The following is a 14,256-nucleotide window of genomic DNA, read 5'->3' on the forward strand; positions in this document are numbered from 1 at the left end:
ATGGCACCACGGCCAGGCAGCAATTCTCTACCGGGCAACAAGCCCACACCGACCACCGAGCCGTTCAAGCAGTCGGTGACCGGTGCCATGCGGGCAATTTCCGGCGAGGGAGAACTGGAAGTCGTCTTTTCCGGCGACCGCCCGGGCCTGTCGGGCCTGTCGGCGCGCCTGCCCGAACCGCCGCGCAAGGTGACCGCGCGTGACATCGCGGTCACGCGGGGCCTGTCCGACAGCATGGCGCTGCGCATCGCCTGCCACGACAAGGCGGTGCATGCGAAGAACCTGCCGCAGGGGTCGGACGCACGTGCCATTTTCGAGGCTGTGGAGCAAGCGCGCTGCGAGGCTGTCGGCGCACGGCGCATGCAGGGTGTCGCGGAAAACCTGTCGGTCATGCTCGACGACCGTTTCCGGAAATCGGGCGCGCCGGAGATTACCAGCCGCGAGGAAGCGCCGTTGCAGGACGCGTTGTCGCTGATGGTGCGCGAGCGGCTGACCGGCTCCAAGCCGCCCGAGAGCGCGGCTAAGCTCGTCGATATGTGGCGTGGCTGGATCGAGGACAAGGCCGGGGCCGATCTGGACCGGCTGGAGACCGAGGTCGAGGACCAGACCTCGTTTGCCTCCCGCCTGCGCGATGTCTTGAAGTCGCTCGACATGGCCGACGAGCTCGGCGATCACGACGACGACATGGATCCCGATCAGAACGAGGACGACGGCAACAGCGACGACGCGGAAAGCGGCGACGAGGGCGACCAGGACAGCGGCGAACAGGAAGCTGCGCCGCAGGAAATGGAACTTTCCGGCGAGGAACAGGACAGCGGCGACACCGAGGCGGCCGATGGCGACATGGACGACTTCGCCGATCAGGACATGTCCGAGGACTCTGAAGAACCCGGCGAGAGCGAGCGGCGCGAATCACCCTTCTCCAACCGGCCCGAGACCGACTACCGGGTGTTTACCCATCAGTTCGACGAAACCGTCACTGCCGAAGATCTTTGCGATGCCGCCGAACTGGACCGGCTTCGCGGCTTTCTCGACAAGCAGCTGACCCATCTGCAGGGCGCCGTGGCGCGGCTGGCCAACAGGCTGCAGCGCAAATTGATGGCGCAGCAGAACCGCGCCTGGGATTTCGATCTTGAGGAAGGCCTGCTGGACTCGGCGCGCCTGACCCGGGCCGTGACCGATCCGATGGCACCGCTGGCCTTCAAACAGGAGCGGGACACCAATTTCCGCGACACGGTGGTGACGCTGCTGCTCGACAATTCCGGTTCCATGCGCGGCCGCCCGATTACGGTTGCGGCCACTTGCGCGGACATTCTGGCACGCACGCTGGAACGCTGCGGTGTCAAGGTGGAAATCCTGGGCTTCACGACCAAGGCCTGGAAAGGCGGGCAGTCGCGCGAAAGCTGGATCGGTGCGGGCAAGCCGCCGACCCCGGGCCGGCTGAACGACCTGCGCCATATCATCTACAAGTCCGCGGATGCGCCGTGGCGCCGGGCCCGGCGCAATCTCGGCCTGATGATGCGCGAGGGGCTGCTCAAGGAAAACATCGACGGCGAGGCGCTGCTCTGGGCCCATGACCGCCTGCTGGCGCGGCCCGAACAGCGGCGCATCCTGATGATGATTTCCGACGGGGCTCCGGTCGACGACACCACGCTGTCGGTCAATCCGGGCAACTATCTGGAACGGCACCTGCGCTATGTCATCGAGGACATCGAGACCCGGTCGCCTGTCGAACTGATCGCGATCGGCATTGGCCACGACGTGACGCGCTACTACCGGCGGGCGGTCACCATCGTCGACGCGGAAGAACTGGCCGGGGCGATGACGGATCAATTGGCCGATCTTTTCGACGACAATGTCGACACCGGCGGTCAAACGCGTGGCCGCCGCCGTGCGGGCCGCCGGTAGGCTGGTCCGATGAGATGGGCCGTGGCGGCAATGCGCAACCGGCCGCATCGCCGTCCGGGGATTGCCGGGGCGATCCTTGCCGCCGTGCTCTGCCTGTTGTCCGCTCCGCAATCGATATCCGCACAGGACTTGCTCGCGGACGGGCAATCTGTGACAACGCGCACCAGGCCGATCGAGACCTTCAGGATCGGCAGTGAAGAGACCCGGTTCGGTCAATTGACCTTTCTCGGCGGACTGGAACTGATCGCCTCGGGGCGCAAGACCGGAGGCTTGTCCGGTCTGGTCAGCCTGGACGGCGGCAACCGGTTCCTGGCGGTGACCGACAACGGTCATTGGGTCACGGCGCGCGTCAACCAGACGACCGCAGGCAAGCCGCTCGGACTGTCGGATGTGCGGGTCGCGCCGTTGCTCGGCGCCGATGGCCGGACGCTCGTCGCCCGCTGGGGTCACGACACCGAGGCGCTCGCCCTGACCGGGTCCGGGCTCTATGTGACCGCCGAAACCCGCAATGCAATCTACCGCTACCCCTGGCCGCTGGCCAAGGGAACGGAAAGGATGATCGGCGAGGTTGCCCTGCCGAAGGCAATTCGCGACTTGCCCCGCAACGCGGGTCTGGAAGCGCTGGCGGCCGGGCCAGAGGACAGCGCCCTGGCGGGCAAGCTGGTCGCCATCGCGGAATCCGCAAGGAGTGATCTGCACGACCTGTCGGGATTCATCATCGGTCCGGCCGGTACCGAGCGCTTCGCCATCCGCCGCAGCGACCGCTTCGACGCCACCGACGCGGTCTTTCTGCCCGGTGGCGATCTTCTGCTGATGGAGCGCCGGTTCAGCCTGCGCGATCTGATCGGTCTGCGTCTGCGCCGCTTTGCCGGTTCCGACATCCGGAAAGGCGCTGTGCTGGAGGGTGCGGTGCTGCTGGAGGCGGATTTCGGCTACCAGATCGACAATATGGAAGCTCTCGGTGTGCACCGGACGGGCGCCGGAGACACTATCCTGACCCTGGTCTCGGACGACAACCGGTCGTTGTTGCAGAGAACCTTGTTGCTTCGTTTTCGAATTGACGAATAGAATTCAGGGAAAGCCCGTCAGAGATATGCGGCCTGTGTTCTTTTCGGGACAAAATTTTTCATTATGTGATTCTATCAATGAAAGTATGCCGTGCTTTTGATCGCAGACATACTTCCATGACGATTGATTTCAGGACGGTTTCAGCAGCTGCCTGCCAGAACGAGATTGCCGTTGCAATTGGTCAGGGAACCCGCTGCTTGCGAGCTTGCATTGTTGACGGATTGGTCAACACGGCGGCATTCGGCGGTGATCACACCGCTGTTGTTGTCCACGGCAAGGTTGCTGCAGGTCTGACTCCATGAGCCTCCCGGTTCCTGGCACGACAAATGGCCGTTCCAGTTCGGAATGTCGCCCTTGCAGTCGGCCGCCTTTGCCAGATAGGTGCCGATTTCCTGGCCGTTGAGCGTTTTGCAGACGGCGGAAAGGGTGCCGTTTTCCATTGCAATCTGGGTACAGGAATCGGAATAGCTTCCGCCGGGGATGTGATTGTCGGCGAGGGCCTGCCCGGAAGCGCTCATTGCAAGCAGGGCCGCGGAACAGATGGCAATTTTGAACTTACGCATAACATCCTCCCAAGATTTAGTGCATGCACTAATTATTAGGTTGTGTTTTGTGATATGTCAAACCTATAGATGTATTTTGATTTTTGATCAGGTTGTATTTCTACGGTCATGCGTGCCCATCCATAGGCGTGTTGTTACCGGCCGCGCATGAGCGAAAATTGCCAAGACCCGGAAACAGGCCAGGAAACAGGCCCGGAAACAGACGTGGCGGGCGACAGAACTTGTGGGGCGAAGGGAAGAGAGAGAGATGCATCCGGCCTGGGCCCGGCAGGGCCGGCGGCTGGTCTCGGCAGGTGCTGCAGCAGGTCGGCCCCGGCAATCGAAGCACGATGGGAATCCACAGGCTGATTGACCGGGTCAGGAAGACAGGCGCTGACGCCTGTTCAGGCGGCCTTGCCGTTGGTTGCCGGCTGAAACAGGCTCAGCAAGACGCGGTAGGGCGCCAGCAGGGCGACAGCGACCAACATCTTCACCAGGAAGTCACCGGCGGCCAGAGACGTCCAGAGCTGGACCTGTGTTTCCCCGCCGATGCCGAGAAACGGCACCGGAAACGCCAGCGATCCATCTTCCATGCCGAACAGGCCGTCGACAAAAGCGAAGCTCGCGGAAAAGGCGATGCCGAAGAACAGGATCGTGTCGACCATCGAGCCGATCAGGGAGGAGGCGACCGGAGCCTTCCACCAGGTCAGCCGGCGCAAGCGGTCGAAGATCGTCACGTCGAGCAGCTGGGCCACAAGAAAGGCGGTGCCCGATGCGATCAGGATGCGCGGTGTTGTGAAGGTTTCGTCGAATGTCCAGAACAGCAGCGGCACGACAATCGCCAACAGGAAACCGGAAACGACGACCTTGCGGGCAGCCGCCGGTCCGAACCGGCGGTTGGTCAGGTCCGTGACCAGGAATGCGACCGGATAGGTGAAGGCACCCCAGGTCAGCGTGTCGGCGAGGTTCACGCTTCCGACGAAATGCTCGACCGGAAACTGGACCAGGTAATTGGAGGCCGCAACGACAACCGCCATCGCGAGGATCGCGATGGCGTGATGGCCCACGGAGAAACTCCGGGTCTCTGTCATGATGTCACCCTGATGGGTCAGGCAGCAGCGGCGGATGCAGCCTGCTTGCGCTTGACGCTGACCTTGATCTTGCGTGCGGCGTCGGACAGTTGCGCGTCGGACGCTTTCATGAGGTAGGCGTCCAGACCACCGCGGTGCTCGACCGAGCGCAGGGCGTGGGCGCTGACCTTCAGCTTGAAGGTTTCGCCGAGCGTGTCGCTGATCAGAGACACGTTGCACAGGTTCGGCAGGAACCGGCGACGGGACCTGTTGTTCGCGTGAGAAACGTTGTTGCCCGTCATCACATCTTTGCCGGAGAGTTCGCAGCGGCGTGCCATGATATCACCTTTTGTTTTCGTGGCCGGGCCGCTACATGGAACCCGGCAAGTCCAAACCGGAAACGGCGCGGACCTGAGGCCCGGCGACATCATCTCCGGCATTTCTCGGAAAAAGTTGCTCCGCTATAATCGCAGCGCGCGCCCTCGTCAAGACATCTCCGGTGCTTTGCCATGATTCACCGCTTTTATTTGCCTCACGCGTCCGCGTTAACCACTGAGTTACCATAATTTAGAATGATTGTGATCGTTCATAGCACGGGACTCATGTTAGGCTTTCCGTCACGGAACACTGTTGGCGCGGGGGCGCAACTCGTTGCCTTTTGGGCAGTCCGGAGGTTTTAAGTGTTTGGTTTGACGTCTTTCGGGCGGTTTGTCGCCCTGCCAATGCTTGCCGCGGCTTTGCTGGCGACGCCGGCGCAGGCCGGGAAAAGCAGCATCGGCGGTCTTTACAGTATCTCCATCGCCGGGTTCAAGGTCGGCCGGGGAACCCTGTCGCTGGTGATGCAGGGCAACGCCTATTCGGCCAAGGTCAATCTGGAACCCGCCGGCATCGGCACCTTGTTCACGACCGGAAAGGGCGGAGCCGAGGCGGCGGGCTGGCTTGTCGGGTCACGGGTCGTTCCCTCCAAGTACCGCATGGCTTCCCACGCAGCCAATCTCGATTTCCGCGTCAACCTGAGCCAGGGATCGGGCAGCATCCGGTCCATGGATGTCGCGCCCCGGTTCAAGCCCAACGCGGAACGGATCAAGGTCACCAACCGGCATACGCGCAACGCGATCGATCCGCTGAGCGCCGTGCTGATGCCGGTCGGCCGCGCCAAGGACAGCCTGGGCCCGAAGGCCTGCGCGCGCAAGCTGCCGGTGTTCGACGGCTGGACCCGCTTCGACATCAAGCTGAGCTACGAGGGCACCAGGGACGTCTCCGGACGCGGCTATGACGGACAGGTGGTTGTCTGCAAGGCCCGCTGGGTTCCGATTGCCGGACACCGTCCGTCCAAGGATTCGGTCAAATACATGGCCAAGGCCAAAATGGAAGTCTGGATGGCGCCTATGGGCCGCGACAACGTGCTGGTTCCCTACCGCATCTCGATGGACACCAAGAACGGGCGTCTGGTTGTCGAGGCCTCGAAGCTGAATATCCAGGGCGCGGGAAGCGACAGCGCAGCGGCCAACTGACACTTCGTCAACCGTCAGGGCCGGTTTTGTGGCGGGAAAAAGCGCCGGGACCGGGCACCGGGCGCGCATGCCGAGGCTTGCGCCCTCTTGCGTCTCTTGATACAGCCCTCCACGTTACGCATTCAGGCACGTTCCGGTGCCTGTGCGGCAATTTTCCCGAGCTTCCGCCGTCCTCCCCGGCGAAGCCCGATTGTTTCAGGTAACCGAGTACATGCACAGCTATTTGGACTTCGAGAAGCCCGTTGCGGATATTGAAGGCAAGATCCAGGAACTGCGGGCCTTGGCCGCGGAAGATGGCGAAGCCGTCAATGTGGACAGCGAGATCGAGCGGCTGAAATCGAAGTCCTCGCAAACTCTGCAAGACCTCTATGGCAAACTGTCCCCCTGGCAGAAAACGCTGGTGGCCCGCCATCCGGACCGGCCGCATGCGGTTTCCTACATCGCCGGTCTGATCGAGGATTTCACACCGCTGGCCGGTGACCGGAAATTCGCCGAGGACCACGCGCTGATCGCCGGGATCGGCCGCTTTCGCGGCCAGTCGGTGGCTGTGCTTGGCCAGGAAAAGGGCCACGACACCGGATCCCGCCTGAAGCATAATTTCGGCATGGTCCGGCCGGAAGGATACCGCAAGGCGGTCCGGATCATGGAAATGGCCGAACGGTTCGGCCTGCCTCTTATCAGTTTTGTCGACACCTCAGGTGCCTATCCCGGACGCGGTGCGGAAGAACGCGGCCAGTCGGAGGCCATCGCGCGGTCGACGGACGCAGGTCTCGGGCTGGGGACACCCTCCGTTGCCCTGGTGATCGGCGAAGGCGGATCGGGGGGCGCGATCGCGCTGGCGACCGCAAGCAGGGTGCTGATGATGGAGCATGCCATCTATTCGGTGATCTCGCCGGAAGGTGCGGCCTCGATCCTGTGGCGCGACAGCGCCAAGGCGCAGGACGCCGCGACGGCCCTTAAGATCACCGCGCAGGACCTGAAACAACTTGGCGTGATCGACAGCATCATCACCGAGCCGGTCGGCGGTGCGCATCGCGCGCGGGAGATCGTTATCGACAATGCCGGCAAGGCGATCGAAGCAGCCCTGGACGAACTCGCGGGCCTGTCGCCGGAAGAGCTGCGCAAACAGCGGCGGGAGAAATTCATCTCCATCGGCCGGACGCTGGGCTGACAGATCGATCGCCGGCCCGGCCGGTCCTGACATTCCGGGCCCGACGCTGCGGCACCTGCCCGCCATTGTGTGGCCAGAATTTGCCGTCATTCAGGCTGGGTCGGGACGGTCGGACGGACCGTGCCGCGAATTTTTTGTTCCTATCACCAGAATGTGGGTCGCGGGAACAATCCGGGTTCAGTAACTTATCGTCAACCATCACCCCCTAGCCTTTGCGCGGGGGCGCAGACGTTAGGAAACGCGGCCGGGCCGTTCGGAAAACCTTCCCTGGGAGGGTTCGAACACTCCGGGCCGTTTCGGGTTTCGTTCAGTTTGGGATTTGACCATGGTCTTCGGGCGCTATTTTACGACGCCATCCGGCCTCAAGCAAAGAAGTCAGCATCCGCGCGGCCGCATGGCCGTGAGGCTCGGCGCCGCGATCGTGGCCGCCGGCGTTCTGGCCGGCTGCCAGGGCGACGAATTCAGCGCCGGGCCCAACAAGGCAAAACTTCCGATCAGCGCGTCGCTCAAACGCAAGATGAACGATCTCAACATGAGTTCGAAGTCGCCGATCCTGATCCGGATCTTCAAGGAGGATTCCGAGCTTGAAGTCTGGAAGCAGGCCCGCGACGGCAAGTACAAGCTGCTTGAAGAATTCGAAATCTGCAAATGGTCGGGCAAGCTCGGGCCGAAATTCAAGGAAGGCGACCGGCAGGCCCCGGAAGGCTTCTACGAAATCACCCCGGCGCTGATGAACCCGAATTCAAGCTATCACCTTGCCTTCAATCTCGGCTATCCGAACAATTACGACCGTGCCCACGGGCGCACCGGCTCGCATCTGATGGTGCATGGTGCCTGTTCGTCGCGCGGCTGCTACGCAATGACCGACGAGCAGGTCCAGGACATCTACGCGCTGGCCCGGGACAGCTTCAAGGGCGGTCAGCGGTCTTTTCAGGTGCAGGCCTATCCGTTCCGCATGACACCGGAAAACATGGCGCGCCACCGCACCAGTCCGCATCTGGAATTCTGGCAGATGCTGAAAACCGGCTACGATCATTTCGAGGTCGCCAAGACGCCGCCGGAGATTTCGGTCTGCGAGCGGAAATACGTGTTCGACGCGGTTCCCCTGGTCGAGGGCGTTCCCTTCCGCGCCAGCGCCAAATGCCCCGATTACCGGGTCAGCCCCCGGATCGCCTCGGTTGTTGCGTCCAAGCAGAAGCGGGACAACGAGAAATACCAGCAGATCGCAGCCCGTCTCGATGCCCGCGAAGAGCGGCAGAAGCGCTGGGAAGAGCGCTCCAACCGGCTGGCGGAAGCGCTCGGCGGCGGCGAGGAAGACACCGTTACGGCCGCGGCGGATACGGACGCCGCAACGGCCGGCACACCGGACCAGCCGGTGGAGACGGTTACGGCAGCCACCGGGACTGCCGCCGAGGCACAGAAACGCCCCGGCGCCGCAGTCGAGACCGCGTTCGCCCCTCTGGCGCCGCCCAAGGGCAACAGTACCGTCGGAAAATTCTTCAAGCGCTGGGTGCCGTTCGGACCGAAAGCCTCCGACGAGGCGGGGGTCGGGCCGATCACCACCGACATCGTGCCGGGCCAAAAACCGGACTGATCACGACAGGCGCTAACGCCCGCTGACCTGCAGCGGCGGCAAACCGATGGAGACGCCCGCGCGCAGGATGGCGGGGTCGTAGGCCTTGCGCGCGAACACCTCCCTGACCAGCGTCTCGAAGCTTTCCAGCGGATCTGTCGGATAATCCGGGTCGAACGAACTCTGATCCCAGCGTTCGCAGAAGTCGGCGCAGGCCCGGAAGTGAATGTGATCCTTGAAACGGTCCCTGGCGTTTTCATCCCAGCCATAATGCCTGCCGTAATAGAGCATCTGGAAAATGCCGTGATGCTCGACCACCCAGGCGACTTCGTCGCGGACGAACGGCCGGATCACTTCGGCGGAAAACCGGTCGTGGTTCTGCGGCGCCAGCCCGTCGCCGATGTCATGCAGCAGGGCGCCGGCGATCCAGTCGGTGTCCGCGCCTTCACGCCGGGCCCTTGTGGCTGCCTGCAGGCCATGCTGCATCCGGGTGATCCGGTAGCCGGACAGCGTGTCTTCGTCCTGCCGGCGTAGTTCGGCCAGGATTCTGTCCGCAGTCAGAGCGTGATACGGCTTCTCGGCCTGTTCCAGAAGCTCGTAATCTTCCCTGGTGCCGTCTTTCATCCGGGTGAAGGATACGGTTTTCATGGCGCGCTCTCCGATTGTTCGGCAAGGGGAACAGGGAAAGGCGCTCCTGTCCAGTCCCGTGCGCCCCGCAGGGCCGGAAGCGTCACCCGCGCTGCGCCTGTCCGGCACTGTTCGGGTCCTCTGCAGGCTGGACGAACGTGGCCGGAGCTTCCCTGCTTTCCTGCCTATTTCGGCATCAAGGCCCAATAGTCGAAATCGAGCACGACTTCGGGAAGATAATTGTCCTCGTGGTCGCGGCCGGGGAAGTCGTTGCAGGCGCGGTTCTTTGTGGCGACGAGACGCAGGCGCAACGCGCCGACATCCATGCGCCCGTCGATTTCGGCCTTGTCCAGCACTTCGGACCAGGCGTAGACGGTATCGCCTGCGGCCAGCGGTCCGACATGGCGGCCGCCATTGATGCCGGCGATGTGAAAGGCGTTGGCAAGTCCGTTGAAGGACAGCGCCCTGGCGATGGAAATCACGTGGCCGCCATAGATCAGGCGGTGGCCGAAGCGGTTGTGCGCTTCGGTATGGTGGTTGAAATGCACCTTGGCGGTGTTCTGGTAGAGGCGCGTCGCCATCTGGTGCTCGGCTTCCTCCACCGTCATGCCGTCGACGTGATCGATCTTCTCGCCGATCTCGTAGTCGCCGAAGCGATACGGCGATCCGGCCAGGTCGTTGTCCCAGTTGGCGGTGTCGAGCAGCGGCACGGCGGTGCCCAGCGATTGCGGGTCGAGCGCGGCGGGCAGTTCCGGCACCACCGGTTCGGGCGCCGGATTGGCGGCGACCCGCTTGTTGATCATCACCCAGCGGACATAGTCCAGCACTTCGGTGCCGTTGGCGGTGTAGCCGGTCGAGCGCACATAGACCACGCCGGTCTTGCCGTTGGAATTTTCCTTCTTGCCGATCACCTCCGAGACGGTCGAGATCGTGTCGCCGGGAAAGACCGGTGCCAGGAACCGGCCTCCGGCATAGCCGAGATTGGCGACGGCGTTCAGGGAAATGTCCGGAACGGTCTTGCCGAAGACGATGTGGAAGGTCAGCAGATCATCCACCGGCGCATGGGCATAGCCGAGCGACCTGGCAAAGGCGTCGGAGGACTGCACCGCGAAACGGGACCCGTAAAGCGCCGTATAAAGCGCCTGGTCGCCGCTGGTGACGGTGCGCGGGGTGGCGTGCCGGATCACCTGACCGACCTCGAAATCCTCGAAAAAATTGCCTTGATCGGTCTTGCTCAACACTGCCTCCTCACTGTGATCTCGCTGGTGCGCATTAAGCCTGTTGCGGCGCACGCGGGCAAGCTGGACCTTTTGCGGAGGGAGTGGCTTAGTTTGTCCCCGCCCCGTCCGGCAGCGCCCCGCAGAAGCCGCCGCTGGGTGCGGTGCCGGAGCCGAGGGCGAGGAGCGGCGGGGCCTTGTAGGGGTTGGGCGGCGTGGCAGAGGCGTCGAGGGCGATCAGCGCGGCGATGCCAAGCACCGCGATCGTGGCGGTCACCAGCCGGGTCATGGTCTCTGCTCCAGCTTGAACAGCGGGCGCAAACGGACGCCGTAGATCGATCCGGCGAAGGCGGCGGCGAACCAGACCCAGCCGTGCAGGCTGCCCGTGGCAATGCCGGAGAAGAACGCGCCGACATTGCAGCCGAAGGCGATTCGCGACGAGTAGCCCAGCAGAAAGCCGGCGACGATGGCCGCGATCCAGGCCTGGGCCGGCAGGCCGGGCACTTTTTGCGACAGACCGCCGGTCCGCCAGCTCGCAACCAGAAAGGCCCCCAGGATGATGCCGATATTGGTCAGCGAGGTGTAGTCCGTCAGGATACTGGCCTTCAGGCGCTCGAGCGACCCCGGCGCGCTCCAGAACGCGGAGCCGGACAGGTCGGCGCCGGCGGCGGAAGCGGCCTTTGCCGCCCACAGGCCGAGCCCGTAGACGACGCCCCAGGGCTGTCCGGCGACGATCAGGTTGAGGATGGCGAAAGCCGCGAGCAGAACGGCTGCAATGATCAGCCGGCGCGGCAGGCGGCGGTGTTCGGGCGGTGCGAGCTTCCACAGGACGGCGGCGACTGCCGCGAGACCGACCAGCGTGAGGGCGACGCCCTGCCAGCCGGAAAACTTGATGATCGGCAGCGCGCCGAGGTCCGTCCACCAGATCAGGTGATAAGCGCCCGCGAAGCTGCCGATGGCAAAGAACGGCAGGGCCACGAGGGCGACCGCGTTGCCGGAGCCCGCGTTGACCAGGGTTCCCGAACCGCAGCCGAGCACGACCTGCATGGCGGCGCCGAAGATGAATGCCCCGGCAATCATGGCAAAGCCGACGGGAGCCTGCGCGCCCGCCAGTTCACCGGAACCGGCGGAAATCATCGGCAGCGCCACCAGCGCCACCAGGCCGATCGACAGAAGCTGCGCCCAGATGCCGGCGGGGTCCCTGCGCAGGATCATGGCGCGCCAGGGGCCGGCGAAACCGAAGCGCAGGCCCTCCAGCACGATGCCGAAGCCGAGCCCGATGGCAAGCATCAGCCCGAAGCGGCCGCCGACCAGAAGCGCTGCCGCGAAGACGGCGCCGAGGGCGGCCAGAACGAGGACACCACGGCGCAGGAGGGGGCGCAGGAAAGGCGCCGTGGTCTTGACGGAAGTGTCGGTCAGCGTGGTCACGTCAGTTGATGATCTGCTTTATCTGGATCAGAAGGTTTTCGAACAGGCCCGGTGTGTTGGCCATTTCATAGCCAGCATTTGAATATTCCACCATCGAGCCCGGGTAAAGCTTGGCGTTTTCCACACCGGCCAGCTCGGACACGGCAAACCAGTGGGTCGCGGCCCAGTGACCGGTGTTGCAGAAGGACACCGTATCCTTGCCGTCCCGGACGCCCAGGGTCGCCTTGAGGGCGGCCGGGTCGATAGCCGTCGACATGGCCGGTGAGTCCTTCTCGAAGAAGGTCGTATAGGAATGGTTGGTCGCGGTCGGCAGGGTGCCGGGGCGGGCGGCTGCCGCATGGGCCTTCTCGCCGTTAAAGAATGCCGCCGGACGGGCGTCGACCAGAAGCGCGTCCTTTTCGCCGACGGCGACGGCCGCGACGTCGGCGGTCGTTGCCAGCCAGGTGTCGTCGAAGGTCAGCTCAAGGTCGCTCGGCATGGCGGATTCGACTGTCTTGTTGACCGGCAGGCCGGCGGCCCGCCACGAGGTCAGACCGCCGTTGAGGATCGACAGGTCGGTGAAGCCGGTGGATTTCAGGGTCCAGTAGACCCGTGCCGCGGCGCCGAAGTCGGTGTCGGTCTTGCCTTCGGACAGGATCACGATCGGGGCGTCCTGCTCCAGGCCGAGTTCTTCCAGTTCGGCTTCGAGCTTTTCGACATCTACGAGACCGCCCGGGTTTTCCGCCGGACCGCGGAACATGCGGTAGGGCGCGAACAGGGCGCCGTCCGCATGGCCGTCTTCGTAGCCCGCGTTGCGGATGTCGAGAAGAACCGGCTGCGTGGTCTCCAGAGATGCGGACAGGTCAGAGGCTTCGACCAGAGGTCCGTAGGTGGCGGCCTGGGCGGAGGTCGCGAGGCCGGCGGCCATCGCCAATGCGAGCGCGAAGTGTTTCATGGGATCAGCTTTCCTGCTGGGCGGCCTGATGGTCCTGGACCGGGCCGCTTTCGGTCTGTTGCCGCAGACTCTAGGCCTGTCCACCTGCCGGAGACAGGGATGGCGTTTCAAATTTCAGCGAGCGTCCGGATTCCTGACCCAGAAAGCGCTCCGTTTCTGGCACGAATTTGCGGATTCCGGGGGCGTTGTCACATCCGGGGAGCGCGCCGGGATGCCGAAGTTCACATTCTCGTTGCCAATTGCGGGTGCGTCGTCAGTTGCCGGGGCGCTGACCACGGGAGAACTCGCGTATCAACGCGTTTGTTTCGGGCCTCGACGCCTGATGGCGATGGCGCAGTGCCATCACGTCGCGCGCAATATCGATGTCCTCGATCGGGCGTGAAACAAGGCCTGCATCCATCGGGATCGCCGTCTCGGGCAGGATGACGGCCCCCGAACCTTGCCGGGCCAATCCGAGCAGCCAGTCGACGCGGTTGGACCGATAGGCAGCATAAAGCACGTGGCCACGGTCGGCGCAGGTGCCGTGAAGGGTGTCGCGCATCTCGCAATTCGGTCTGTCGAGCATGGCCGTTGCGGCAAGCGCGTCCAGTGTGACGGCATCCAGACGGCTCAGTGGGTGTCCTTTCGAAACAACCACATGATAGACCTCTCGATAGAGAGGATCTATCCGATATAGCTCCGGACTGACTTCGTCGGCAGTGACGACAACATCAAAGTCTCCCTCCCGCAGTCCATTCAAAAGGTCGTCCGGCCCGGCGACAATCAATTCTATTTCTGCTTGGGGGAGGCGCCCCCTGAACCGTTCCACCGCTGCCGAAATAGTGTTGAGACCAATTGTTTCGCCGATGCCTATACTGACCGGGACCCGCTCGAGCCGGGTGTGCCGGACCGCCTCCGCCTTTGCTTCCCCGGCCTCTATCTGCACTCTGTTCAGCCTCGGATATACGAGCTTTCCAAGAGGTGTGAGCCGGCAACCGGCACGGTCCCTTATGAACAGCGCCCCACCAAGTTCATCTTCCAGTTTCTTGATGGCAGCGGTCAGGGAGGGTTGTGATACGTTGGAGGCACTGGCCGCATGCGTGAAATTGCGATGCGCGCATACGGCCAGAAAATAGCGGATCTGGTTCATTTCCATAGGCTGTTCCCGGATGTCGTTCCGGCAGCTTCGGCAGAACCGGATGCATAGTCAATGCCTATCGAAGAA

The 14,256-nt window shown here is 63.5% G+C and carries 14 protein-coding genes; 5 read left to right on the forward strand and 9 right to left on the reverse strand.

Annotated elements, in window-relative coordinates:
* Both cobT and AC0VX3_RS03260 read left to right on the forward strand, forming a co-directional pair.
* Positions 1-1,908: a cobaltochelatase subunit CobT gene (cobT, locus tag AC0VX3_RS03255; RefSeq protein ID WP_348144028.1), complete on the forward strand. Its 1,908-nt coding sequence runs from the start codon at positions 1-3 to the stop codon at positions 1,906-1,908.
* A 9-nt stretch (positions 1,909-1,917) separates the two neighbouring features.
* Entirely contained in the window at positions 1,918-2,976 is a 1,059-nt protein-coding gene (locus tag AC0VX3_RS03260) for an esterase-like activity of phytase family protein (protein ID WP_475523517.1), read from the forward strand.
* A 140-nt stretch (positions 2,977-3,116) separates the two neighbouring features.
* Here the strand turns inward: AC0VX3_RS03260 and AC0VX3_RS03265 are convergent, their stop codons facing one another.
* The 3 genes from AC0VX3_RS03265 to rpmB all read right to left on the reverse strand — a co-directional run bounded on the left by AC0VX3_RS03265 (position 3,117) and on the right by rpmB (position 4,926).
* Positions 3,117-3,539, reverse strand: a complete 423-nt coding sequence (locus AC0VX3_RS03265) for a CVNH domain-containing protein (RefSeq protein ID WP_475523518.1) — start codon at positions 3,537-3,539, stop codon at positions 3,117-3,119.
* Between the two features lie 383 nt (positions 3,540-3,922).
* Positions 3,923-4,609, reverse strand: a complete 687-nt coding sequence (locus AC0VX3_RS03270) for a queuosine precursor transporter (protein WP_342893639.1) — start codon at positions 4,607-4,609, stop codon at positions 3,923-3,925.
* A gap of 17 nt (positions 4,610-4,626) precedes the next feature.
* On the reverse strand, positions 4,627-4,926 hold the full coding sequence (gene rpmB, locus AC0VX3_RS03275) for a 50S ribosomal protein L28 (protein WP_348144022.1): 300 nt from the start codon (positions 4,924-4,926) through the stop codon (positions 4,627-4,629).
* Positions 4,927-5,268: 342 nt separating this feature from the next.
* On the opposite strand from rpmB, the gene AC0VX3_RS03280 reads away from it, so the two are divergent.
* From AC0VX3_RS03280 to AC0VX3_RS03290, 3 genes are all read left to right on the forward strand, one after another.
* On the forward strand, positions 5,269-6,102 hold the full coding sequence (locus AC0VX3_RS03280) for a DUF3108 domain-containing protein (protein WP_342893641.1): 834 nt from the start codon (positions 5,269-5,271) through the stop codon (positions 6,100-6,102).
* Between the two features lie 211 nt (positions 6,103-6,313).
* The gene (locus tag AC0VX3_RS03285; RefSeq protein WP_342893642.1) at positions 6,314-7,273 is read left to right on the forward strand and encodes an acetyl-CoA carboxylase carboxyltransferase subunit alpha; all 960 of its coding nucleotides are present in this window, start codon (positions 6,314-6,316) and stop codon (positions 7,271-7,273) included.
* Between the two features lie 325 nt (positions 7,274-7,598).
* On the forward strand, positions 7,599-8,867 hold the full coding sequence (locus tag AC0VX3_RS03290) for a L,D-transpeptidase family protein (RefSeq protein WP_475523519.1): 1,269 nt from the start codon (positions 7,599-7,601) through the stop codon (positions 8,865-8,867).
* A gap of 12 nt (positions 8,868-8,879) precedes the next feature.
* Here AC0VX3_RS03290 and AC0VX3_RS03295 read toward each other — a convergent pair whose 3' ends face one another.
* The 6 genes from AC0VX3_RS03295 to AC0VX3_RS03320 form a co-directional block, all read right to left on the reverse strand.
* Positions 8,880-9,494, reverse strand: a complete 615-nt coding sequence (locus AC0VX3_RS03295) for an HD domain-containing protein (RefSeq protein WP_475523520.1) — start codon at positions 9,492-9,494, stop codon at positions 8,880-8,882.
* A 164-nt stretch (positions 9,495-9,658) separates the two neighbouring features.
* Positions 9,659-10,711: a MaoC family dehydratase gene (locus AC0VX3_RS03300; RefSeq protein WP_475523521.1), complete on the reverse strand. Its 1,053-nt coding sequence runs from the start codon at positions 10,709-10,711 to the stop codon at positions 9,659-9,661.
* Between the two features lie 88 nt (positions 10,712-10,799).
* On the reverse strand, positions 10,800-10,979 hold the full coding sequence (locus AC0VX3_RS03305) for a hypothetical protein (RefSeq protein ID WP_348144015.1): 180 nt from the start codon (positions 10,977-10,979) through the stop codon (positions 10,800-10,802).
* Positions 10,976-12,118, reverse strand: a complete 1,143-nt coding sequence (locus AC0VX3_RS03310; protein ID WP_475523522.1) for a YeeE/YedE family protein — start codon at positions 12,116-12,118, stop codon at positions 10,976-10,978. The genes AC0VX3_RS03305 and AC0VX3_RS03310 overlap by 4 nt, the downstream gene beginning before the upstream one ends.
* 1 nt (position 12,119) lies before the next feature.
* On the reverse strand, positions 12,120-13,052 hold the full coding sequence (locus AC0VX3_RS03315; RefSeq protein WP_475523523.1) for a sulfurtransferase: 933 nt from the start codon (positions 13,050-13,052) through the stop codon (positions 12,120-12,122).
* A 253-nt stretch (positions 13,053-13,305) separates the two neighbouring features.
* Entirely contained in the window at positions 13,306-14,181 is an 876-nt protein-coding gene (locus tag AC0VX3_RS03320) for a LysR family transcriptional regulator (RefSeq protein ID WP_475523524.1), read from the reverse strand.
* Positions 14,182-14,256: the final 75 nt, after the last annotated feature.

Source organism: Roseibium sp. QJM3NY_11 (assembly GCF_056173175.1).